The sequence below is a fragment of the Candidatus Babeliales bacterium genome (assembly GCA_019749895.1).
GTDB lineage: Bacteria > Babelota > Babeliae > Babelales > RVW-14 > AaIE-18.
This window is the reverse complement of sequence record JAIEPG010000002.1, coordinates 366,271-387,128: the sequence shown is the minus strand read 5'-3', so window position 1 is coordinate 387,128 and position 20,858 is coordinate 366,271. Positions and strand designations below refer to the sequence as shown.

Below are 20,858 nucleotides of genomic sequence, written 5' to 3'. Positions count from 1 at the left end.
TTCCCCGATAGCTCAGTTGGTAGAGCACACGACTGTTAATCGTTAGGTCGCAGGTTCGAGTCCTGCTCGGGGAGCCAGTCTTCGCTACTTCGTAGCTACGACTGGCAGGCCATCTTCTTAAATGAAAATAAGTTACAATAGAACCGTGAAGCGAAGACTGCCCGTCGTAGTCTTGACGTAGACGGGCTTTCATTATAAAAATATGTATTACGTTTATCTTCTACGTTCCGAGTTATACCCCGAAATGATTTACACGGGCTACACAACAAATCTTAAGCAACGCCTTGCTGAACACAACTACGGCAAGTCGATTCACACAGCAAAATATAAACCTTGGCAATTAGAATTGTGCCTAGCTTTTAGAATAGAAGCAAAAGCAATCGCTTTTGAATAGTATTTAAAATCTTCGTCAGGCAGAGCTTTCGCAAAAAAGCGTTTCTGGTAGGCTAGTTAATTGGTCAAGTTCGAACTCATAAAAATCTTCTTAACGGAAAATTAGAATATGAATCCATTAATTATCGCCCTCTTCAAAGGCCTTGTTTTTGGCATAACCATGGCCATCATCCCCGGTCCAATTTTTTTTCTTATCATTCAACGAACACTCAATGATGGCGTTCTTACCGGACTACTGTGCGGCCTTGGAGCTATGACGGCCGATGTTTTCTATGCGCTGATTGCAGCAGTTGGGCTCACCGTTGTTGCTCATTACCTCCTAGCCTACCAGCCAATTATTGTGTTGCTTGGCGGCCTATTTCTTCTTTATCTGGGTATTACTACGTACACCAACCACGTCAAGCCCTTTACTGAAAAAGTAATTGCTAAGGGAAATGGGTTTAATGCCTGGTTTTCAACATTCTTACTCACCCTCACCAACCCAGTAACGATTATTTCCTACACCATGATGTTTGCGGGGCTTGATGTCGCTTCACAGTCACTTACATCTTCCCTTACCCTCATCTTTGGCGTCATTGTGGGAGCACTGCTTGTAGTGCTTGTGTTGATAGGACTTTTGACATACTTTCACCAAAAGATTTCTTTACGTACCTTATCACTGATTAATAAAACTGCCGGCGTATTGCTTACCGGTTTTGGTATTGCGGCAGTAGGACGTGGACTAGTATCTTTGCTATCTCGATAGGTTTTTTTAAGGAAAATGCATGCTCATCATCAAAAATACTATAGAAACAACAGCAACCCCTTCTCAAATCTGGCACATCTGGCAAGATATTGCCACCTGGAATACCTGGGACCATGACCTCGAGTTCAGCACGCTCAACGGCCCCTTCACAACGGGCACAACTGGCACGCTTAAATTCAAAACTGGCCCACTCTTACAAACCAAACTCGCCAAGGTTGAGCCCATGCACTTATTTGTTCAAGAAGCTAACGTCCCCCTTGCACGCTTTGTTATGTCACACTTTGTAACTGAAAGAAACGGCAAATCAACCGTCACCTTTAAAACTGAAATACGTGGACCCTTGGCGCTTTTTTGGGCATTATTGATGGGTAAAGGTATCAAAAAAAAGATACCTATCGAAATGGCTGCGATGATAAAAAAAGCCGAAAAACAAAGCTAACAATATTTTATGAGCGATAAATCTATGGAAACGGAAAAAGCACAAGACAGCGTAATTTGACACATCAACATTATGCTGTAATCTCCCACTTAACTGTTCGCATTATGCAAAGCAATTGGTTAAAGGAGATTTTAATGAGTAAGTTTTTTTCACGCATTTTCTTGGTTGCAACAGCCCTGTTGGCAACACACCAACATTTCATGACTCTTCACTCACTGGCCAGAGCATTTGTTAATGGCAAGTTTTTGATCGAAGGAGAAGTACGTCCATCAACTATATCCTTTTTAAAAAAATATGAACCCTTCAGACAATTTTTAGAAGGCGGCAAGTTTACCGCCGTTCCTTCAATATTTGAAAGGGCATCTGAAATTGAGATACTTATCACTTCTCAGGAACAAGCAGATGGCTGCTTTGATGCCGTAAAAAAATTCATACATGAGAAAAATTATCAACCCGCTACTGACGGACTCAACATACTTATACTCAGCATCGCTCACGGCACACTTCCTTATTCAGAAGCCAGATTTGCAGCATATAAAGAAGCTTTTTTATCTCTTATTTCTCGCAGCCAAGATCCAAGAGTTCCTTGGAATATGGAGCCAGATTTGCACTTTTCTGCAGGTAAAATTATTGAATTTATGAGCGAAACTCAAAACAATCCTGAAGCAGCAGAAGCATATGCCATGCGTCTCATTGAAGAAGCATGTAAATTTAGTGACGCTCGTGACGTTTTATCTTCACTTCTGGGCATATGGTGCAAATTTCACAAAAAGAGAGGCTCTTTGGGCAGAGGCATTGCGTATGTCGAAAAAATAGCTCGTTCTCTTGCCATGAAGCCAAATATCGAACTATTACTCGTCCCTTCGGCAACAGCTGTTCTTGAGATATTTTTTGATCGTAAAAAAGAACTTGGAGTACCATTTGTCATTGCAAAAGGCCGCGAAATAATCAACCTCTTATTTTCTCATACTTTTAGCGCAATGTCAGAGTACGCCCTCTCCCACCAACAAGAAATTATTGAATATGTAGAAACTCTTGTACACTTGTCTTTAAAAGATTGGACGCTCGATGCCGACCAAAACAAAGAGACAGAAATCATGATGTACTACAACGCACTGAAAAATGGTATCCAAGGAATCGTTGAATTGTCTGAACAAAATCTTGCAAAAGAAATTGCGGAATTTACCTGCAAAATAGGTTCGCTTATGAACCCAGATCAAGTACATGAGTTTTTGCAAGAAGTACAAGAAAAGTTAAGTGAGCATAATTTTTTTGTAAATTTCAAATTCCAAACGCCTTCAGAACTTCCTTAGCGTGATTTGAAACATCAACATCTTTAATCACTGCCACAATCACCCCCTTTTCATCAATCAAAAAGGTAATGCGTGAAGGAATTGGCGCGGTAAAAAAGAAGAGCCACGTTGAAGCAGCGCCATACGCTTTGGCCACTTTTTTCTTGCTATCGCTCAACAGCGGGAACGGCAGGTTATGTTTTTCTTTAAATTTTCTGTGTGAAGAAACTGAGTCATAACTTACGCCCAACAGCACAATGTCATTCTTTTTAAAATCATCGTAACTGTTTCTCAACGAACAAGCTTCTTTGGTACAACCAGGCGTGCTATCTTTTGGATAAAAATACAAAACAACCTTTTTACCCACAAAATCGTGCAACGAGCAATCAACACCCGCATCGTTTTTTAAGGTAAAGTCGGGCGCTTTGGCGCCAACAGCCAACGGCTTGGCAAGGCACATGCCAGAAAAAAGCGAGCTGGTAACAGCAAATAAACAAGCATAAAACTTCATGGTCTATCCCTTCAAACGTGATTTTTATAAGCGTTCGTGTTAAAAGTAAAAGTATAGAGTTATAGTGCGTTGTAAAGAAAAATTAAATTAGTCAAAAGGTCCGCGGTATGAATAATAACGGTTTTGTCGATTATGTTTTAGATGCCCTGTCGCCACACGGCAACATTAAAGCACGCAAAATGTTTGGCGGCTATGGAATTTATAAAAACGACCTCTGCTTTGCCCTAATTATCAACGATGTTTTATTTTTTAAAGTGGACAAGGGCGACGAAAAACGTTTTGAAGAATATGGTTCCCAGCCCTTTTCGTATGAAAACAAGCAGGGCAAGAAGGTTATTATGAGCTACTGGCAACTGCCCGTAGACATTCTAGAAAACCCAGCCAAACTTGCCATGTGGATTGATAAATCTTTTTATGCAGCACAGCAGACCAAAAAACCAAAGCGCACAGCTCCCGCTAAAAAATTAAACCAAAAGAAAAAATAATGGAAACTGCTGACAAAAATTATATAAAGTTTTTATCAAGAACGTTATTTTGTTTTTAAGTCAGAGAAAAAGCGTGAATAAAAAAATTGTGCTGTTTGTTTTGTGTTTTACCGGCACTGGACACCAGCTTATAGGCATGCAGGCCCTGCACGACTCTCTTGTAGTTCTCAAAACAAAACTGAGCACCTTGGCAATACGCTTGGCAAAGATAGGAGCAAGACTACCCATTCGATTCGATGGCGAGGATTTACGAACCAACCAAACCGCGCTGTATTCAACAAATCACCCAGCACCAGAAAATCAGCTCGATCCAAACAATTGCCAAACAGTTGGCGGCCCATTTACGTACTATAATGCACGCCCGCTTGAAGATGATGTCTTTTTGAAAATCTGTAAAGCTGGTGATTTTCATGAAGACATGGGCTGGGGCTGCGCCTGGCGCGCCTCACTTAACGTGCTCAATAAAGTACGAGAGTGGTTAGAAAAAAAACACGGGATCGTTGCCATCAAAATTAAAACTGATGCTATAAGAAAACGACAAACCAACATGTGCGATATTAACAAATGGGGCAACTATCCGTACGGAAAATGGATCGAGCCTTCGGACAATGCCGAGCTTTTTTTGTCATTTATTGAAAAATGGTACAAACCAGAAGACCAGACAAAAATTAAAGGTCTCTTAAATTTTCGCGGACGGCTTTATTTAACAGATCCAACACAAAAAGATGCGTACGTTTCATCACTGGTCGGCAAACAAGAAGCACGATCCACACTGCCTAAACTTAAAGAATATTTGGGACTTGCGCCGGAAAATGGCGTTAAAGAAACACTTAACGCATTTTACTCAGCCGTGTACCCAGCACAAAATGTTCCGGTAGCAGAATTCCCGGCATTTAACGAAGAAACTAACCCCTTCCCGCTCAACGTCGACGATGGCACACTCGCTCGCAATATTTATGGTTCTCATCAACAGGCAGGAGTAATTTCTCATCTGTTTATTGGCGAAGTTCACGTTTGGCCTGGCCAAACACCATGGCAAAGATCTGGCTGGGAACCAATTGGCGACATTTTTAATACCAACATCATGATTTTTGAAGTTTATCTTAGATGAAATGCTCTTTTTTAATTTGTTCCAGATAAAGCTGCTCAATAAAATCATCGATTATTTTTTGATCGAAAGTTTCTGGCAAAGTCGAATTTTGTGCGGCTACTTCAACGTCAGCCACCAGCTGCTCAATCTCTTGAACTACCTGCTCAAACGGCACCTTGCCTTGCTTAATTGCAACAATGTGCTCAGCCCGTTTCAATGGAAAGGTAATGGTATGGTCACGCAAAAACTCAAGCGCCTGCAGGCCAACACGCACCGCGTGTGAAAGCGCCTTCCAATCAGCCCCATCGCAATGTTCAGCCATTGCTGCCCGCGCACCATATTCCTCAATAATATTTTCAACCATTTGCCGAGCCGACTTGATGGAAGCATTGAGCAATGCGCGCTTGTTGGTCACTTCAAAATATTCAAGGTCAGGTCTATCGCCACCCAGTGCCAAAAAATCATTGTCAGCAACCAGGCTTTGCAAAATATCGCGAATCAACCGCAACGGCGCAGAAGAACCAAGTTTTTTTTCTTCGCACACAAGTACCTCAAGCACGCGACGGGCAGCACCAAGACGCACTCCTTTAACACAGTACTTGTTTGCCTGCTGGCGACAATAGCCAACAAATGATGCTGATTTTTTTGTTAGAATGCGTGGCGCTAATTTTTTTATTTCTAGCCAGGCTGGCAGTGGCTCCTGCAATAACGCACTGTCTGGCGCAAAGAGCATTTCAAGCGCAACCGACTGGCCTTGCGCTAGCAATGCTAAATATTTTTGTGGGCTGTACAGCTCATAATCCACATCGCTGGGTAAATTTTTCTCTCCAACTTTTTTTGCCCGCTGTTCAAGTACCACGGGTTTTATCTGCTGCAACAAAATGTCACGCGCAGTAGGCAGGTAAATGCCTTTAATGTCAATGTCTGAAGTTGGGGTGGCAGTACCAAAAAGATGCGAACCCCACTTCATTTTTACAATTATTTCCATGATTTTTCCTCACCCTTCGACAAGCTTACGCCTGCGCCCAGGTGGCTACGGCGCACAGGCAGGGCAAACTGGCTAAAAACTAAGCTCGCTTTATTGTAACTAATTTATCGCCGTTTGTATCTGCTCCTGCCCTGTGCTAAGCTGGTTTTATGAAGATTATACGCTTAATTACCAGCGCTTACGCGCTGCTTGTGTTGCTTTTTTTCGCCAGCTGTTTAAACAAACGGCCAAAGATTGCCATTGAAGCACCAAAAGCTTCTGATCAAAAAACCACCAGCACCCACGCCATGGTCGTTTTTGTGCACGGCACCATGCTGCCACTGCCAAACGTTAGCGCATCGTTTTCATCACTCAAACAGTCTCTTTCACGCGGCAGGCACACCAACAAATCATGGTACCAGCTGTATCTTGACCAGCTCAAAACAAAGTCAGTCTACCACTACCAACCACTCGGCGCAGAGGGCTTGCACCAAATTGTAGATCAACCAGCAGCCTGCATTGCGGCCAGCATGTTTACCGAACTTTTGCCAAACTCATGCTCGTGCTACACCTTCGGCTGGAACGGGCGACTAGACCAAACCAATCGCCAACAAGCAGCAGAAAAGCTGTACCTGCAACTGTTGGCAGAAGTTGAAAACTTACAAAAGAAATTCGAAAACGTTGAGCTTCTGCTCATTGGCCACAGCCACGGCGGCAACGTACTGCTCAACCTTGCACAGGCAGAAGAAACGCACAAAAAAAATTTAAGCATCGACAAGCTGGTGTTGCTCGGTACGCCAATTCAAACGGAAACAGCACACTACGTTGCAGCTCCCTGCTTTAAAAAAGTATATAACTTTTATTCAACCGGCGACAAAATACAAAAGCTGGACAGGCTTTCGACCAGCAAAAAATCACACCGCAAACTTCAGCATCATAATAAATTGATACAAATCAAACTGCTGTGCGGCAAGAAAAAACCAGGGCATGCCGACTTGTTTATGTTTGGCGCCAGCGGCAACTGGCTTTACAGCAACCGGCTTGCTATTGAGCCATTTCCGGTTTTTGTTTTCTTACCAATAATACTTCCCGTACTTGATACGCAGTACGCAACCGCACCGTCAATTTTGCTGACTATTGAAAAAGATGGGCATGGCTTGCGCTTCTTATTTTCAAACCAAAAACATTCTTATGCCACAACTCTCAACGCTTCGCTGCTAAAAAAATATCGAAAACAGATTCGGAATTTATAAGGAAATAATAGTGCAAACAATTATGATCTATCTTATCGGGCTTGGTGGGGTTGGAAAATACACCATTGCTCAGCATATTGCTCGCCACGGGTATAAAGTTATTGATAATCATTTAATCAATAACCCAATTCTGTCGCTCATCGATCTTGACGGAATAACCCCAATTCCCTCAACAGCATGGTTTGCTATTAGCCGCATCAGAAGAGCAGTATTTGATTTTATTATGGTAGACTTCGAAAAAAACTATGTGCTTACCAACGAATTGCTTGAAACCGATAGCGGTCTTTACGAACGAGTAATGGAAATTGCAGATACACGAGAATCTTTATTTGTTCCAGTAAAATTAACTATCGCAAAGGCAGAGCATATAAAAAGAGTCACCTCGCCAAGACGCGCAGAGCGTTTCAAATCAACGTCTACCGAAGGCGCCAGACTTGACCAACAACTCATCAGCATCTCGCATCCACATTTACTGGAACTCGATGTAACCAATTTAACAGCGCAAGAAGCTGCAGAGAAAATTTTGGCACACACAGAGAAAGTACAAAAACTAAGAAAATAAATTGATTACCGGAGAAAGAAGCGCACGCTTTTTGCCCTCTCTTTTTTCTTTTTTACGAACAATTTTTTTCTCATCGGAAAATGGTAGCACTTCCCAAGCCACACCGCTGCACTGCGTGCAGGAAAATTTGGCATCATTTGCTACCTTAACAAGAAAATCTGCAATTTCAGCAATCGATCCTTCTTTCATCAAACGAATATGTTCGTCTAGGAGTTTTTCCATCCCATCAAAACTGCTTCCACCGTGAAGAGCTTCGCGCAACCTCCTGTCCAAATATTCACTCAGTGACTTTCCGCCCCCTTTACAAAAACCACAGTTTTTACATTTCATTTCTAGATCGTCAGCAAATTTTTCATTAACAGTTTTTTCTATTTGTGCACAAGAGCAAAGATATTTCATCATGATCAAATACACTGAGGCAGTCGCAAGCGATTCTTGAACTTTATCCAAATCTAGCGCTTGCATCGCAGATGACAAACATACAAAAAAGGCAATCGTTCTTACTGTCCTCATAACTACTCCCCCTATAGTACTTGAAGTTACACTTCAAGATTTGACTTTATCACCCTCGCTTTAACAGAAGTCTTCACTTTTTTAGCTACCTTCTTTTCCTCTTCAGGAGCCGGATCCCAATGACCTAAACTTTCACACTTCGGACATTTTACATCAAAGTAGTTGGCACAGGATGCCATACCGCCCTCCAACTCAAACAAACTTCTTTTTGAAGTCAGAAGCCATTCTTTAATTATCGTTCCAACCAAAAATTCTGCAATAAGCTTGCCATACTCTTTGAGAAATTTGATCGTTAGACAAGATAGAAGCTCTGAAAAACCCATTTTTCTGTCACACTTGTTGCACCTGATGTTGCATCCAATTTCCATACCATCCTTTCAAAAAGATTTATCTTAACGTTGCTGGACCCTAGCATGGCAAATAACTATAAGTCAATATAATAACTTTTTCCCAAACCAAACAAGTGTATTAATTTTAAAAAATAATTCTTAAAAACGAACACACTTATATTTCCAAACGCCCGCTCACCTTCAACGTTTCATAATCTCGCTTACTAAAATTCCTAAACGCTTGCAGCGCCTGCACATCAGCCGAAGTCATGTTATAAGCACTAAGCTGGCCAGGATTAACCCACACAAACTGATCATGCTCAGCACTCAAAACAACCTGCAAGCCAAGTGCTCTGCATGCAAAAAAGATTGCAACAATTTGTGTAGGAACGCCCTTGATCACCGGAAACCATTCACCAACAAACACCGGCGCGCCAACAACAACGTCTAGCCCGGTCTCCTCACGCACTTCCCGCTTTAAACCATCAAGATACGGCTCACCAACTTCTATGCGCCCGCCGGGCAGCATGTACTTGCCGGCATTAGTACCTTCATCATAACGCGCTTCGCGCACGAGCAGAATTTCGTTTTTTTCATTGGCAATGATTGCTTTGGTTGCAATGCGCTGTACAGAAATTTTATTGTCCATGGAGCTCCTTTTAAAGTTATGATTTTTTGGATACTCTACAATGAGACTTGCCAAAAATAAAGCTATGCGAAAGAATGCTCTCATGAAAAAAGTTGTTATCATTCACGGCAATGGCGGCTGCACCAACCAACATTTCTGGACGCCCTGGCTGAAAGCCGAACTTGAAAAAAATAATATCACGGTCGTTGCACCAACCATGCCCGACAATGTTGAAGCCAAGGCATCAGTCTGGCTGCCATACATGCGCAATGTTTTGCAGTGCGATGAAAATACGATTGTCATTGGCCACTCGTCAGGTGCTGTTGCGGCCATGCGCTATGCAGAAAAATATCCCTTGTGGGGCAGTGTGCTGGTTGGCGCGTGCTACACCGATCTTGGTTTTGCAAGCGAACGGCTTGCTGGTTATTACACAGCACCGTGGCAGTGGGAAGCTATAAAAAAGAATCAGCAGTGGATTGTTCAGTTGGCATCAAGTGATGATCCGTACATTCCTATTCAAGAAGCACAGCACATTCACGAGCAGCTTGATACTGATTATTATGAATATGCTAATCAAGGGCATTTTATGAATAAAACGCTTCCTGATCTGCTTGCAGTTTTGAAAAATAAAATTAAGAGCTAACGCTTTATTGTTTTTTTATTTATTTATTTTTATTTTCTTACAATCTCTGTTTTTTTCATTACTAAATTTATTCGTTTTGCAGGAGATGTTATGCAAACACCTCCTGCACCTCCGTGCATTTGGGCCGGCTGCCCAAAACCCGCTTACGCGCAAACAAGTCGAGACAGCGCTAATCGCGCTGCGTTCGACATTTCCGCTTATGGGGAGCCATTAATCAATTTTTAATTTGCAAAAGTTTGTATACTTTCTGAAAGTAAATGACGCCGAGACCAGTTAGAATCCTGAAAAGTGTAATTAATCGTACTGAATAAGCACCATCAAGCGAACAGAGCGCGTTAGCGCGGTTGTCGGGCGTTGGTGCGTCAGAGATTCCAAAGACACTTCTTTGGCCTGCCCGCCGAAGCTACAAGCCCAAATGGCGAAGAGCGTAGGAGGGTGCGCCCATTGCAAAGGGAGTCGCAATACCCCCTTTGCAAAAAACGAAATGCTTTAAAATTAGATAAGACAGAGATCGTAAGAAGATGAAAAAAGAATTAAATAAAAAACAAAAAAACTATTACTCACCAACCAAAACTTTTAATAAAACTTGCGCCAACCATTTCTCATACTCCCCAGACCCCCACCCCCGCTCAACAATCAACAAACGATACATATCCCGTCCGGTAAACGCCCACAAAATATCATGCGCTTTTTCGGCACTCAACCCCCGCATAATCGATTTCTCTTCTGTCATAATCTCAATCGTCTTTTCAAGCCGCTTGTACCGTCGTTTCTCTAACGCCGCCTCAAGCTTTTTAAGCTCAGGTGCTAGCGCTGCAGCACCACGAAAAAGAGCCATGTGCGCACGCTCAGCGTCATACATCTGCCGCGCAATTTTTGCCGCCAACGCCAAACGCTTATGCACCGATTTTTCTTGATAAATTTTTACCACAATCGCTTCATGCTGCTCGGCCGGCATTGCCTGCTCCATGAGCGCGTGCACAATGCCGCGCTTGGATTTAAAAAGCGCATAAATAGTAGGCATTGAAACATCGGCTTCTTGTGCCAACTTTTCAATAGTCACGCACTCAAAACCTTCGGCCTGAAATAACTTTTGTGCCATCTCAAGAATGCGTTGCCGCGTTTGCGCAGCTTGTGCATCGCGACTGGTTGAGTCATAAACTCTCTTTTTACGAATTGCCATAAATAAAAAGCTCACTGGTTACAAAAAAACTAATAAAAAAATAGGCCGTTTGACATATTAAATATAGTTTACTATAATTAAATTAGAACTTCAAATAATCGTTAAAATTCATTAAAAAAAGGGATAAAATAATGACTAACAAAGAAATAGCACGCGCTTATTACACCGCAATGGGAGAAAAAAACATTACCGCCATGGCCCAATATCTGGACAAAAACGTTCAGTTGGTTGGCCCGCTGGGCACTCGCAGCGGAAAAGATGCCGTGCTTCAAGCAATAGAAAAGCACTTGGCGTTTTTTTATATGCTGACTATTCACGTTGTTGTTGCTGAACATGAACATGTCATGATGACCATTGATATGAAATTTCCTGCACCAGTTGATACCTTGCAAACAGCAGTACATCTGACGCTGCATAATGAATTGATTACCCACATTGAACTATTTTTTGATGCCAGCAAGTTTGGTACACACACAGAATAAGAAGCTTAATACGATAGAGAAAGAGCGCTAAAAAGAGTATTTCCTAGGCAAGAAAATATTGAACTTGCTACACTACCCCCGTAATAGTAGAAAAATGCAGAATCTTTTTCTGCACAGACCGAGGGGGATATTGTGAACAAACAACTAATTTCTATGCTTGCAACACTCATACTCACCGCGAGCATGCAGGCGGCTGAAAATTTTTTCCTGGTGGCCGACCAGCTGGACCAACCACGCCAACTCGCCATCCCGGCCGACACGCCCTACCCACATTTTCGTGCCCAGCCACAGCATCACACACTCTGGTCACCATCTGACCCAAACCTGCGCATCCCCATTACTTTTTTTGATAACAACAGCGACACAATTGTGATACTAGGCCAAGGTCTTCCAGCACCAAAAGAATCTATGCTTGGCCACGCGTACCTTTTTGACTGCGACGTCATTATGTTCGATTACCGCTGGAATCAATCGTACAGAACATTTTTGCTTAAAGCACTTGCCTCTGGCTGCCCAACACAGCGCATTTTGCACGACGAAGAGCAAGAAGTACGCACCGTGCTCAACTTTATTCGCACGCGAAAAAAGTACAAACGCGTTGTTGGGCTGGGCGAATGCTACAGCACCTACCTCTTTGCCAAAGTGCAAGCAGACGAACGACGCGCAGGCCGCCCAGGCTTTACCCATCTCATTCTAGACAGCCCGTGGCACTCACTGCGCTCCTTTGCCGAAAGCATATGCAAAGACCCTCTGCTGCCACTTTCACCAGGAAAAGGAGGCGCGCCCAGAGCGCTCAAAGCGGTTACCAGCTGCCCACCTGTTAAGCGAATGATCTTGGCCACTACATTTGCTTTTTTGAACGATGTTTGCATCGAACAATATCTTACCCAGCTCACCATTCCCGTTTTGTTCATTTATGGCCGCAATGATCTGTTTGTGCCAAAAAAGCACTATGACAAAATTTGGATCGCAACACCACGCGCGCTTCGCGCCGCATTAATCACGCCGTACTGCCACAGCGGCAATTTGAGGCCAGAATCTGAAGAGTTGTACCGCCGGGTCTGCGAGCGGTTCATTGAGTCTGACTCAATAGCTCAGTTTCTTGAGCTGTGCTGAGCAGGGTCTACCAGCAAGACTAATTACTCTAACGACCTCAGAGATAGCATGAATTACCTGCTTGTTGCCTCGTTCAGGCATTTTGGGGATAACACGCAAAAGACTGTTTATACCTTGGTTGGTAATAATGATGGGAAGGTTAAAAAGCTGCGCAGAAACTGGTATTTAGCTTCTTGAAGCTGGTTTTTCCTCCTTTTCCCTACCACCGTTCACCCTGAGCCTGTCGAAGGGTAAAGCCACGATTTATGCCTTATTTATCACATAATCGTGACTTTTTGTTATTTACAGCTAAGGACATTTTCAATTTGTAAAAAATATACTGATTAACGCTGCCAATCAAAGCCTACCCGTTTGCGACAGTGAACTAATACTGGCATACTTAAGGAAGTAAAGAAGTATGGCTTGAAGGAACAAGCCAGTAGTTATAAATCTAAAATGGGGGAAATCTAATGAAAAAAATAACATTTCTATCAATCTTTGCATTAATCACAGTTGCCTTCAGCAACTTAAGTGCGACTACCCAAGGCCCTGTCTTGTACTTTAACAAATGCCCACTCTTGATACAATATGGAACACAAAACGCTTCTTGGGTAGAGGGACACCCCCTTTGCTCTTTGGAATCTGCTGACTTACGCAAGCGCTTAGAAAAAATACATCAAGATTATCCATCTTCACAATTCCAAGAAATCTGCCAAAAGATAGAAGAAGAAAACAAAGCTTTATGGCGTAAGACATATGCGATTGTCGCATCTATTGTCAAACGTCTAGGAGCCAGCGCCGTTGCTACCTATGAACATCAAAAAGATTATGATGGCAGCAACTGTGACGCTGTAAGTTTCTTTTACATTGACCCTGCATACGACATTACTAAAGAAGTTATAGCTACGCTCAATAAAGAATACCAAGCAAAAAAATAAAACGAAAAATCCTGTTCACTACGGAAAATTCTATGAATAAAATCAATGAGCAAATCAAACAGGACCAAATAGCAGATCAAAAACCTCAAGAAGAAACAGCAAAAAAAGAAGATTTCAGAGAGGTTGCTAACGTTATTGTTTTCCTCATCATCCTAGCCATTGTACCTATTGCATTAGCTGCAGTACCGTGCATTCTTGCTATTATGTTGGCAATGCTACCTCTTATAATCTTCATAACAGTTTTACGCGGCCTCTACTTATTTTTCAAGTACATATGGGGCCTGTAAACTTATTTACGATTCAAAAAATGGAGAATCACAATGCCACCTCGCGCTATCAAAACCATTGAAGACCTGATCTATTACCAATACGCCAAAATCATTGCTGCATCCGCAGGAATTAATACTTACGCATTTATCATGGACAGAAAAGCAAAACTTTCTTCAGGCGAGATAAAAATGAGTGACGTCTTGCGTGAAATAAAAATGCAAATGTCCGGTAAACCAAAAGCCTGTGAATATTGCCAGTCAACAGAAAACCTTTCATGGGACCATATTATCCCTCGCGCAAAAGGTGGCCTAGACACGGCTGAGAACGGCGCTTGGGCTTGCCGCTCATGCAATTCATCAAAAGGCAGCAAAGGTATTTACGGAGTGGTACGGGCTGAAACGAAAAGATGCTGTTCCGCGCTTGATTGCTGGCAAGTACCTAAAGTTGCTTTATGAAATTCATGAATCCAAGGGCACCTTGGATGCTACCGATCTCACTGGCGCTGGCAAACTTGATGTTTTTGATTTGGAAGTTTTCTAAAAAATACACTTCTTTTTTGTTCTAAAAAGATGCAATAATTCTTATAAAAAAATCCAATTTTGTTGTATACTACAATAGTTGAAAATGTCGACAGAGAGATGGTTTGCATGGTGTTAATTTATGACTAAACACACAAAGAATTCATGGAGCAATATGGTTCATTGGTTACAAAATAATTTACTGAAATGGTTATTGCCAGTCATTGCTTTATTAACACTGTTGGCAGTCGCATTAACGATAAAAGATGCTCTTTTAATAATAGTAACATTCTCAACTCCTATAATAAGCGGGCTTTTTTTCAAACTCATTGATAATTGTAATAAACAAGGTGAATTTGTTGCAACCATGAAAGCGTTAAAAAACGAGTGTCAATACAATAAAATATACAGAGGCGATAATAAAAATCCCTTCCAGCTCTACTGGCTAGAAAAGGCACTAAGTCATTTAAATTTTTATCAACAGTGCAATGAAATTGTCCAGCTTGCCTTACCCCTTTTTGAGCTAGCAAAAGATTGTAATATCGGCCAATTAGAACCGAGGAAAGATGAAGCAGGTCAAAAAATAGTGCCCAGAGACTTACAAAACCAAATGATTTATATTGCAACTAAAATTAATGAAGTCATTCCAGAACTAGAAAAGCGTACAACATGGTACGGTTACTTGAAATTCATTTATACATCAAAATAAAATCTTTCATAAAAAGCTCTACGCCAAACCACCAAGGAACGCTCATGACAGCAAAAGAACTAGCCCTTCTTGAAAAAGCAAAATCCGCAATAAGTGACTTTTGTTCTCCGCTTATTAATCCCGGAGAAGTTCCTACCAAGCCCATTGGATTAGGTAGTGGAACATTTGTAATTATGGGCAACCAAAAAGGCATACTAACAAATGCTCATGTAGTTAACTGTATGCTTCAGGAAAAACAAAATCGCTTCAGCGTTCCTGATTTGGATGAAAATTTACAAGAGTTGGCATATTCATTAATTATCAAATTTCCACCCGCGGCTAATCCAAATACAGAGGTCGGTCCAGATATAGCCTTTATTTTACTCGATGATCAATCTTACGGTGTAGTTACAAACAAGTTAAAAAAACAATTTTGGAATATCGATCAGAATACAACAATAAATTACGACAATGAAAACTGCCTTTGGATGATATGGGGAAATGTGTGGGAAGGGAAAGAATACAAGAAAATATCGCCTAGACCAATCTTATATTTAAAAAACGCTGGTCAATACTTTGTTGTACCTGATTTAGATAATATTGAATATAAAACATGGCCCCTTAAACATGTTAAAATAACTGTTGATAACATTATCTCCCCCATTAAAACCAAAGAAAAAACTCTTAATAATTTTCAAGGCATGAGCGGTGCAGCCCTTTGGAAAATAAAACTTGATGATAGTGGTAAAGTTGAAAAGGTATTTTTAATGGGCCTTGCAACTGAACAAAAAGATAGGACACTAATTTGTCGCGGTCCTGCTCTACTCTACCAGGGTTTTTATCCTTTTACCTGTGGAGCACTCCATCAATGGAGTCTTGAGCATTAAAGGCAGCAATCCGCCTACTTCTTCCCCGACCTCAACCTAATCACCTCCCCATCAACAACAAAAACTCCATTGCCTTGATGGTGAATGGTCCGCACGCGTTTCTTCCCCACACTCACCCAGCCCTTCACAACTTCCAAAATAAAAATATTATATTTCTCAGCCATCTTGGTATCAACAACTTTACATTCCAAATTTGCAAAGCACTCACCAACCATGGGCACGTCAACTAGGCTTGCCGGCACAGCAGTCAGTCCAAACTTTTCAAACTTATTAACTTTTGAGCCACAAGTATTCCCAATGCCCACCACCGTTTTGGCCAGCTCAACACTGGGTATGTTGATCACGCACTCTTTGCTCGTGCTCAAATTTTTAAACGAATAATTGCGGTTGCTCATGACTATTGCAACCAGCGGCGGTTCAAAGTCTACCATCATGTGCCACGACATGGTCATAATGTTGGGCACGCCCTTACGCACCGTAGAAACCAGCACCACAGGGCCTGGCTCAAGCAGCTGATAAACCTTAGATAATGGCAGTATTTTTTTCTTCATATTCTAAAAACCTTTCTCTTGGTATTTTAATAAAAAACAGCAATTTTTAACCGTTTTTTAACGGTTTTTAAGCCCCTCTTGCAAGCCGGCAAGCATTATGATATTCTTATAGAATATTATTTTTAGTATTGGCAAGAGCTATAAAACCATCCACTGAAAGGGATCATCATGACGATGATTAAGCAAAAAGTAACGGTGGCCATCCTAAGCGCCATTATCTAAATTTCCGCTTCTAAGCGGTTGAACGTTAAAGCAGGGTAGCTTTTCGCTAAGCTTATAACGTTTCTCTCTCTTAAACCCAATCAATTTTTTGTTGTTTATTTTGTACAGCAGAGAAGTACAATCTTTTTTTGCTGCACACTAAGAAAAAATACTGCGTAATCACGCTTGTGATTACAAAGGAGTTATTTTATGAAAAAAGTATTACTACGTTTAAAAAACGTAAAAAAACGTTATGGCACCAAGCAAGCTTTAAAGGGCGTAACGTTAGACATTTACGAAGGCGAAATTTTGGGCCTGTTGGGCGTAAATGGCGCAGGGAAAACAACCCTGTCTTCAATTATTGCAACATCGCACCCAGCAACCGAAGGTGATATCGAGTTTGAAGGTACGTCAATTTATAACGACATCATTTCATACCGCTTTCAACTTGGTTTTTGCCCACAAAAGCCTAACCTAAACCCGTCGCTCACCCTTGAACAAAACTTACGGTTGTCGGGAAGTTATTATCAACTTTCCAAGGAACAGATTGATCAACGGCTTAATGAGCTGGTTGAACAATTTGAACTAGCACCGTATTTGCATCAAAAGGCAACGGTCCTTTCAGGCGGTTACAAGCAACGGTTTATGATTGCGCGCAGTTTGATGCACAATCCAAAGCTGTTATTGCTTGACGAGCCAACGGTTGCACTTGACCCACACATCCGCCGACAACTGTGGGAAACCATTAAAAACCTTAAAAAGTTGGGCACCACCGTGATTTTGACCACACACTATTTGGATGAAGCGGAAGCGCTTTCCGACCGTGTGTGCGTTTTGGATCAGGGACAAATCAAGCTGATTGAAACGCCCGATAAACTTAAGGCCGATTTTAATATGAATAATCTTGAAGATGTTTTTATTGCGCTCATGCAACAAAACACTGACGAAAACAAATAAGGTGATTTATGAATAATAAAACTAGAGCACACTCTGCTACTATTTTTTTTAAACTGCTGGGCACACGCTTACAGATAGCGAGCCATCAATTACGTGCAAAGTTGGTCAATATCCAAATTTGGTCAATTTGTACGCTGGTAATTTTTGGACACGTGATGCAAACGTTTGGTCTTGCAGGCGATTTTGGTTTGTTTCAACTTGCGGGCATCATTGCAACAGCCGGCTTATTTGAAAACTACAGCAACATTGCAACCATTATCATGGACTTTGCTGGCGAGCGCAGCATTGGGTACTATCTGACTCTGCCGGTACAACCATCAGTCGTGCTTTTTAGCTCGGCATGTGCGTACGCAACCATTGGAACACTGTTGAGTCTTTCAATGCTGGTAGTAGGAAAGATACTCTTTTTTGCAAGTTTTAACTTGGCAGCTGTTGCCTGGTGCAAGCTGATTGCCATCACGGTGCTTTCAAACCTATTTTACGGAATGTTGGCACTTGCTATTGCCGCACATGTTGGCAAAGTTGCAAAGATTGGCAACGTCTGGTCACGCTTCATTTTCCCGCTGTGGTTTTTGGGCGGGTTCCAGTTTTCGTGGGCAGCTATGCACAAGGCATGGCCACCGCTTGCCTACGGGCTGTTGGCAAACCCCATTACCTACATTATGGAAGGAACACGTGCCGCATTGCTTGGCCAACAAGATTTCTTTTCTTGGTGGACCTGCATGGGAATGCTGACGCTGTTTACGCTTGCATGCTGGTGTGCGGTTTATAATCGCATGAAAAAGCAGCTTGATTTTGTCTAATTAAAAAAGGGCCTCTGGAAACAGGGGCCCTTTTTTTAATCATGTTATTTACTTTTTTGCATGGTACTTAAAAAATCCTCAATTGAATCTCTAAATTCCCTAAATCATTGCAAACAAAACCAACTATTTGGTAACGTCCAAAAATAGTAATAATCAATAAATCAAAAAGGGTTGCGTTCATGAAAAAATATAAAAAAAGTTTTTTGTTTATCGTATTTGGTATCACAAGCTATTTTGCAACACAAGCAATGCTTAATAATGAAAAAGAAAGGGAACCTGTGTTGAAAGAACAACGCGACATGAAAGAACTTGAGCCAAATATCGGGATTGAAAAAGAAGATCGAACACGTTCTATCAGCATACTCAATGAAGTGCTTTCTAATACTTCTGTTTTATTATTCCAAACACTAAATTACCACTGGAATTTAGTCGGCCCACAATTTAACGATTATCATAAACTTCTGGATGGCCAATACCACGAACTCTTTTCTCGCCTCGACGATATTGCAGAACGTATCCGTGCCATTGGCGGTATTGCAGTTGCTTCAATGTCAGAAATGGCAAAAAATGCTAGCTTAAAAGAAGATACCGACAACATTCCACAACCAACAGATATGATTAAAAATTTATTACAACAACACGAAAGTTTGATACGAATGATACGTTCCGGCATTGAAAAAACAACCAAAGATGTTGGTACCAACAATTTTCTCACAGACTTAATTGAGAAACACGAAAAGACAGCATGGATGCTGCGATCATTAATTGCGCGCTAAAAAATTATGGAAAAAACTGTTTATATAACAAAAGCATCCGGCGAGCGCGAACCATTTTCGCAAGAAAAATATTGTCAATCGCTGCAACGTGCAGGCGCAGACCCCGAACTGATTCAAAAAGTATGTGCAGACGTTAAGCCATTAATGCACGAGGGCATGACCACGCACGAACTCTATCAACTCACGCATCAATTGTTGGGCAAAAAGCAACAACGCGCTGTGGCAGGGCGCTACCACTTTAGACAAGCAATTATGGCACTGGGGCCCAGCGGATTCCCGTTTGAACACTATGTTGCCGAACTGTTGAAACGGCAAGGTTACCAAGTTGTCGTTGGCCAAGTCGTTATGGGCAAATGCGTTTCGCACGAGGTTGATATTATTGCAATCAAAGATCATGATCGTTTTATTATGGAATGCAAATTTCATCATGCTGTGGGCGCACGTTGCTCAATTCAGACGGCGCTGTATGTTAAAGCGCGTTATGAAGATATTTTGGCGCGCAACCACAACAATGATTTTTCTGGCACGTGGCTGGTGACCAATGCAAAAATTAGCACGGTTGCAATTCAGTACGGCCTGTGCGTGGGCATGAAGTTGCTCGCGTGGGATTACCCACAAAATAATGGGCTTGAACGGATTGTTGACCAGTTGGGGCTGCACCCCATCACCTGCCTTTCTTCACTGCCCAAAAGCGCTATTGAAGAACTTTTGCGTGAAGGGATTGTGTTATGCCTTGATGTGCATAATCATAAAGATTTATTGCGCAGGCTACATTTGAGTGATGAGCGGGTGAGTGATATTTTGCGTGAGTGTGACGAAATTTCCCGAACACAAAAGTAATTTAAATCAATTCCCATTGAGAAAATTTTTGACACAAAGAACAAACTATTTCTTTTTCTTGTGTACAAGCCAGCATAAAGCTAACAATGTCCTGATAATTTTTTTTAGACAAATGTTCTTTTAATTCATCCAATTTTTTTTGGTCGTTAGCAGAACACAAGTTTCCTGCCAATTCGCAGCAGGTAAGAAAGTTTTGTTTGCAACCAGAACAGCAAATTTTGAGTTTTTCTTGCATACCTTGGTCCATGTTTTCAACCAAATCAATAATGGTAAGCCCTTCAGTAAGAACGTATGCAATAAATTCATGAGAAATATCGTCTTTCTTTCTTAGCTCAGCATCAGAAGGCATCTGACTCTTCTGCTCTGCAGAAACGACTACAGATACGCAAGACACAAATGCAAAAAGAGCCAGAAGAAAACTTCGAGCTCTAGACTTCATTCTGAATCCCTTGATTCTTAATCTTCTGAATAAAAGCTTCGTATGTTGCTTCTGCTATCCAGCCAACATGTTTCTCGCATATCGGACATGCAATTTTTTTATCATTGGAAAAACCAGCCATAAACTGATCCCAATTGTCCGAGACACCTCGTGTTAATCTGCCTTTTAAAACCTCAAATAATTCGGCCGTCAAACATCCAAGAAATTCAAATGTCGACATTTCATAAGTACAAGATTTGCATTTTATACTCATTGGAAGCTCCTTATATTTTTAGTGCTGGACTCATATGGCGCCACTGTACCACCGCTTTTTGATAAACACAATCTATTCTCAATTTCTTTTTTTGCTCGTTGGCAACCTCGCCTGTTTATTGCTAAAC

Annotated in this window: 29 protein-coding genes and 1 tRNA gene; 21 read left to right on the top strand and 9 right to left on the bottom strand. The window is 41.6% G+C overall.

The genetic code is table 11. The features are described from left to right. The first annotated feature begins 1 nt into the window (after position 1). The 5 genes from K2W90_02805 to K2W90_02785 all read left to right on the top strand — a co-directional run bounded on the left by K2W90_02805 (position 2) and on the right by K2W90_02785 (position 2,890). Positions 2 to 77: transfer RNA gene (locus K2W90_02805), tRNA-Asn, on the top strand. A 125-nt stretch (positions 78 to 202) separates the two neighbouring features. Beyond that, on the top strand, positions 203 to 394 hold the full coding sequence (locus K2W90_02800; protein ID MBY0353272.1) for a GIY-YIG nuclease family protein: 192 nt from the start codon (positions 203 to 205) through the stop codon (positions 392 to 394). Positions 395 to 502: 108 nt separating this feature from the next. Next, positions 503 to 1,138, top strand: coding sequence for a LysE family transporter (locus tag K2W90_02795; GenBank protein ID MBY0353271.1), 636 nt, complete (start codon positions 503 to 505; stop codon positions 1,136 to 1,138). Positions 1,139 to 1,157: 19 nt separating this feature from the next. Next, entirely contained in the window at positions 1,158 to 1,577 is a 420-nt protein-coding gene (locus K2W90_02790) for an SRPBCC family protein (protein ID MBY0353270.1), read from the top strand. A 134-nt stretch (positions 1,578 to 1,711) separates the two neighbouring features. Further along, positions 1,712 to 2,890, top strand: a complete 1,179-nt coding sequence (locus K2W90_02785) for a hypothetical protein (protein ID MBY0353269.1) — start codon at positions 1,712 to 1,714, stop codon at positions 2,888 to 2,890. Here the strand turns inward: K2W90_02785 and K2W90_02780 are convergent. Next, the gene (locus K2W90_02780; GenBank protein ID MBY0353268.1) at positions 2,859 to 3,380 is read right to left on the bottom strand and encodes a peroxiredoxin; all 522 of its coding nucleotides are present in this window, start codon (positions 3,378 to 3,380) and stop codon (positions 2,859 to 2,861) included. The two genes, K2W90_02785 and K2W90_02780, sit on opposite strands and share 32 nt — an antisense overlap. Positions 3,381 to 3,487: 107 nt before the next feature. Between K2W90_02780 and K2W90_02775 the strand changes: the two genes are divergently transcribed. Next, positions 3,488 to 3,865 carry a TfoX/Sxy family protein gene (locus K2W90_02775; protein MBY0353267.1) on the top strand — a complete coding sequence of 126 codons (378 nt, stop codon included), beginning with the start codon at positions 3,488 to 3,490 and terminating at the stop codon, positions 3,863 to 3,865. Positions 3,866 to 3,938: 73 nt separating this feature from the next. Further along, positions 3,939 to 4,976 (top strand): hypothetical protein, encoded by a 1,038-nt coding sequence (locus tag K2W90_02770; protein ID MBY0353266.1) that lies wholly within the window; start codon positions 3,939 to 3,941, stop codon positions 4,974 to 4,976. Here K2W90_02770 and K2W90_02765 read toward each other — a convergent pair. Continuing rightward, positions 4,969 to 5,943 carry a nucleotidyltransferase domain-containing protein gene (locus K2W90_02765; GenBank protein ID MBY0353265.1) on the bottom strand — a complete coding sequence of 325 codons (975 nt, stop codon included), beginning with the start codon at positions 5,941 to 5,943 and terminating at the stop codon, positions 4,969 to 4,971. The two genes, K2W90_02770 and K2W90_02765, sit on opposite strands and share 8 nt — an antisense overlap. A gap of 149 nt (positions 5,944 to 6,092) precedes the next feature. On the opposite strand from K2W90_02765, the gene K2W90_02760 reads away from it, so the two are divergent. Next, positions 6,093 to 7,175, top strand: coding sequence for a hypothetical protein (locus K2W90_02760; protein ID MBY0353264.1), 1,083 nt, complete (start codon positions 6,093 to 6,095; stop codon positions 7,173 to 7,175). A gap of 10 nt (positions 7,176 to 7,185) precedes the next feature. Then, entirely contained in the window at positions 7,186 to 7,737 is a 552-nt protein-coding gene (locus tag K2W90_02755; protein ID MBY0353263.1) for a hypothetical protein, read from the top strand. Here K2W90_02755 and K2W90_02750 read toward each other — a convergent pair. From K2W90_02750 to K2W90_02740, 3 genes are all read right to left on the bottom strand, one after another. After that, positions 7,726 to 8,187 (bottom strand): hypothetical protein, encoded by a 462-nt coding sequence (locus K2W90_02750; protein ID MBY0353262.1) that lies wholly within the window; start codon positions 8,185 to 8,187, stop codon positions 7,726 to 7,728. The two genes, K2W90_02755 and K2W90_02750, sit on opposite strands and share 12 nt — an antisense overlap. An 89-nt stretch (positions 8,188 to 8,276) precedes the next feature. Then, positions 8,277 to 8,618 (bottom strand): hypothetical protein, encoded by a 342-nt coding sequence (locus tag K2W90_02745; protein MBY0353261.1) that lies wholly within the window; start codon positions 8,616 to 8,618, stop codon positions 8,277 to 8,279. A 136-nt stretch (positions 8,619 to 8,754) separates the two neighbouring features. Next, positions 8,755 to 9,228, bottom strand: coding sequence for an NUDIX hydrolase (locus K2W90_02740; GenBank protein ID MBY0353260.1), 474 nt, complete (start codon positions 9,226 to 9,228; stop codon positions 8,755 to 8,757). Between the two features lie 82 nt (positions 9,229 to 9,310). Between K2W90_02740 and K2W90_02735 the strand changes: the two genes are divergently transcribed. Continuing rightward, positions 9,311 to 9,850 carry an alpha/beta hydrolase gene (locus K2W90_02735; GenBank protein MBY0353259.1) on the top strand — a complete coding sequence of 180 codons (540 nt, stop codon included), beginning with the start codon at positions 9,311 to 9,313 and terminating at the stop codon, positions 9,848 to 9,850. A 556-nt stretch (positions 9,851 to 10,406) separates the two neighbouring features. On the opposite strand, the gene K2W90_02730 is transcribed toward K2W90_02735, so the two are convergent. Beyond that, positions 10,407 to 11,033 (bottom strand): TetR/AcrR family transcriptional regulator, encoded by a 627-nt coding sequence (locus K2W90_02730; GenBank protein MBY0353258.1) that lies wholly within the window; start codon positions 11,031 to 11,033, stop codon positions 10,407 to 10,409. A 131-nt stretch (positions 11,034 to 11,164) separates the two neighbouring features. On the opposite strand from K2W90_02730, the gene K2W90_02725 reads away from it, so the two are divergent. The 7 genes from K2W90_02725 (at position 11,165) to K2W90_02695 (ending at position 15,911) form a co-directional block, all read left to right on the top strand. Continuing rightward, positions 11,165 to 11,515 (top strand): nuclear transport factor 2 family protein, encoded by a 351-nt coding sequence (locus tag K2W90_02725; protein ID MBY0353257.1) that lies wholly within the window; start codon positions 11,165 to 11,167, stop codon positions 11,513 to 11,515. Positions 11,516 to 11,647: 132 nt separating this feature from the next. Next, positions 11,648 to 12,631, top strand: a complete 984-nt coding sequence (locus K2W90_02720; GenBank protein ID MBY0353256.1) for an alpha/beta hydrolase — start codon at positions 11,648 to 11,650, stop codon at positions 12,629 to 12,631. Between the two features lie 449 nt (positions 12,632 to 13,080). Continuing rightward, positions 13,081 to 13,548: a hypothetical protein gene (locus K2W90_02715; protein ID MBY0353255.1), complete on the top strand. Its 468-nt coding sequence runs from the start codon at positions 13,081 to 13,083 to the stop codon at positions 13,546 to 13,548. Between the two features lie 32 nt (positions 13,549 to 13,580). Then, entirely contained in the window at positions 13,581 to 13,835 is a 255-nt protein-coding gene (locus K2W90_02710) for a hypothetical protein (GenBank protein MBY0353254.1), read from the top strand. A 33-nt stretch (positions 13,836 to 13,868) separates the two neighbouring features. Next, positions 13,869 to 14,273, top strand: a complete 405-nt coding sequence (locus tag K2W90_02705; GenBank protein ID MBY0353253.1) for an HNH endonuclease — start codon at positions 13,869 to 13,871, stop codon at positions 14,271 to 14,273. Positions 14,274 to 14,511: 238 nt separating this feature from the next. Further along, positions 14,512 to 15,045, top strand: a complete 534-nt coding sequence (locus K2W90_02700) for a hypothetical protein (protein ID MBY0353252.1) — start codon at positions 14,512 to 14,514, stop codon at positions 15,043 to 15,045. 44 nt (positions 15,046 to 15,089) lie between these two features. Continuing rightward, a complete protein-coding gene (locus tag K2W90_02695; protein MBY0353251.1) occupies positions 15,090 to 15,911 on the top strand; it encodes a hypothetical protein in 822 nt (273 codons plus the stop codon). 14 nt (positions 15,912 to 15,925) lie between these two features. On the opposite strand, the gene K2W90_02690 is transcribed toward K2W90_02695, so the two are convergent. Then, a complete protein-coding gene (locus K2W90_02690; GenBank protein ID MBY0353250.1) occupies positions 15,926 to 16,462 on the bottom strand; it encodes a flavin reductase family protein in 537 nt (178 codons plus the stop codon). A gap of 411 nt (positions 16,463 to 16,873) precedes the next feature. Here K2W90_02690 and K2W90_02685 point away from each other — a divergent pair, with 411 nt between their 5' ends. The 4 genes from K2W90_02685 to K2W90_02670 all read left to right on the top strand — a co-directional run bounded on the left by K2W90_02685 (position 16,874) and on the right by K2W90_02670 (position 20,039). Beyond that, the gene (locus K2W90_02685) at positions 16,874 to 17,620 is read left to right on the top strand and encodes an ABC transporter ATP-binding protein (protein MBY0353249.1); all 747 of its coding nucleotides are present in this window, start codon (positions 16,874 to 16,876) and stop codon (positions 17,618 to 17,620) included. A gap of 8 nt (positions 17,621 to 17,628) precedes the next feature. Further along, the gene (locus tag K2W90_02680) at positions 17,629 to 18,423 is read left to right on the top strand and encodes an ABC transporter permease (GenBank protein ID MBY0353248.1); all 795 of its coding nucleotides are present in this window, start codon (positions 17,629 to 17,631) and stop codon (positions 18,421 to 18,423) included. A 179-nt stretch (positions 18,424 to 18,602) separates the two neighbouring features. After that, positions 18,603 to 19,199, top strand: a complete 597-nt coding sequence (locus K2W90_02675) for a DNA starvation/stationary phase protection protein (GenBank protein ID MBY0353247.1) — start codon at positions 18,603 to 18,605, stop codon at positions 19,197 to 19,199. Positions 19,200 to 19,205: 6 nt separating this feature from the next. Next, on the top strand, positions 19,206 to 20,039 hold the full coding sequence (locus tag K2W90_02670) for a restriction endonuclease (protein ID MBY0353246.1): 834 nt from the start codon (positions 19,206 to 19,208) through the stop codon (positions 20,037 to 20,039). 1 nt (position 20,040) lies between these two features. Here K2W90_02670 and K2W90_02665 read toward each other — a convergent pair whose 3' ends face one another. Continuing rightward, a complete protein-coding gene (locus K2W90_02665; protein MBY0353245.1) occupies positions 20,041 to 20,478 on the bottom strand; it encodes a hypothetical protein in 438 nt (145 codons plus the stop codon). Then, positions 20,468 to 20,731 (bottom strand): hypothetical protein, encoded by a 264-nt coding sequence (locus tag K2W90_02660; GenBank protein MBY0353244.1) that lies wholly within the window; start codon positions 20,729 to 20,731, stop codon positions 20,468 to 20,470. Before K2W90_02660 ends, K2W90_02665 begins: the two co-directional genes overlap by 11 nt. Positions 20,732 to 20,858 lie beyond the last annotated feature (127 nt).

What these genes read in the sequence shown, in the direction of transcription:
- K2W90_02735 (MBY0353259.1), top strand. Translation starts at nt 9,311, where the DNA reads ATGAAAAAAGTTGTTATCATTCACGGCAATGGCGGCTGCACCAACCAA.
- K2W90_02710 (MBY0353254.1), top strand. Translation starts at nt 13,581, where the DNA reads ATGAATAAAATCAATGAGCAAATCAAACAGGACCAAATAGCAGATCAA.
- K2W90_02705 (MBY0353253.1), top strand. Translation starts at nt 13,869, where the DNA reads ATGCCACCTCGCGCTATCAAAACCATTGAAGACCTGATCTATTACCAA.
- K2W90_02680 (MBY0353248.1), top strand. Translation starts at nt 17,629, where the DNA reads ATGAATAATAAAACTAGAGCACACTCTGCTACTATTTTTTTTAAACTG.
- K2W90_02700 (MBY0353252.1), top strand. Translation starts at nt 14,512, where the DNA reads ATGGTTCATTGGTTACAAAATAATTTACTGAAATGGTTATTGCCAGTC.
- K2W90_02785 (MBY0353269.1), top strand. Translation starts at nt 1,712, where the DNA reads ATGAGTAAGTTTTTTTCACGCATTTTCTTGGTTGCAACAGCCCTGTTG.
- K2W90_02690 (MBY0353250.1), bottom strand. Translation starts at nt 16,462, where the DNA reads ATGAAGAAAAAAATACTGCCATTATCTAAGGTTTATCAGCTGCTTGAG.
- K2W90_02780 (MBY0353268.1), bottom strand. Translation starts at nt 3,380, where the DNA reads ATGAAGTTTTATGCTTGTTTATTTGCTGTTACCAGCTCGCTTTTTTCT.
- K2W90_02760 (MBY0353264.1), top strand. Translation starts at nt 6,093, where the DNA reads ATGAAGATTATACGCTTAATTACCAGCGCTTACGCGCTGCTTGTGTTG.
- K2W90_02795 (MBY0353271.1), top strand. Translation starts at nt 503, where the DNA reads ATGAATCCATTAATTATCGCCCTCTTCAAAGGCCTTGTTTTTGGCATA.
- K2W90_02745 (MBY0353261.1), bottom strand. Translation starts at nt 8,618, where the DNA reads ATGGAAATTGGATGCAACATCAGGTGCAACAAGTGTGACAGAAAAATG.
- K2W90_02775 (MBY0353267.1), top strand. Translation starts at nt 3,488, where the DNA reads ATGAATAATAACGGTTTTGTCGATTATGTTTTAGATGCCCTGTCGCCA.
- K2W90_02800 (MBY0353272.1), top strand. Translation starts at nt 203, where the DNA reads ATGTATTACGTTTATCTTCTACGTTCCGAGTTATACCCCGAAATGATT.
- K2W90_02670 (MBY0353246.1), top strand. Translation starts at nt 19,206, where the DNA reads ATGGAAAAAACTGTTTATATAACAAAAGCATCCGGCGAGCGCGAACCA.
- K2W90_02675 (MBY0353247.1), top strand. Translation starts at nt 18,603, where the DNA reads ATGAAAAAATATAAAAAAAGTTTTTTGTTTATCGTATTTGGTATCACA.
- K2W90_02715 (MBY0353255.1), top strand. Translation starts at nt 13,081, where the DNA reads ATGAAAAAAATAACATTTCTATCAATCTTTGCATTAATCACAGTTGCC.
- K2W90_02695 (MBY0353251.1), top strand. Translation starts at nt 15,090, where the DNA reads ATGACAGCAAAAGAACTAGCCCTTCTTGAAAAAGCAAAATCCGCAATA.
- K2W90_02685 (MBY0353249.1), top strand. Translation starts at nt 16,874, where the DNA reads ATGAAAAAAGTATTACTACGTTTAAAAAACGTAAAAAAACGTTATGGC.
- K2W90_02665 (MBY0353245.1), bottom strand. Translation starts at nt 20,478, where the DNA reads ATGAAGTCTAGAGCTCGAAGTTTTCTTCTGGCTCTTTTTGCATTTGTG.
- K2W90_02740 (MBY0353260.1), bottom strand. Translation starts at nt 9,228, where the DNA reads ATGGACAATAAAATTTCTGTACAGCGCATTGCAACCAAAGCAATCATT.
- K2W90_02725 (MBY0353257.1), top strand. Translation starts at nt 11,165, where the DNA reads ATGACTAACAAAGAAATAGCACGCGCTTATTACACCGCAATGGGAGAA.
- K2W90_02660 (MBY0353244.1), bottom strand. Translation starts at nt 20,731, where the DNA reads ATGAGTATAAAATGCAAATCTTGTACTTATGAAATGTCGACATTTGAA.
- K2W90_02790 (MBY0353270.1), top strand. Translation starts at nt 1,158, where the DNA reads ATGCTCATCATCAAAAATACTATAGAAACAACAGCAACCCCTTCTCAA.
- K2W90_02765 (MBY0353265.1), bottom strand. Translation starts at nt 5,943, where the DNA reads ATGGAAATAATTGTAAAAATGAAGTGGGGTTCGCATCTTTTTGGTACT.
- K2W90_02730 (MBY0353258.1), bottom strand. Translation starts at nt 11,033, where the DNA reads ATGGCAATTCGTAAAAAGAGAGTTTATGACTCAACCAGTCGCGATGCA.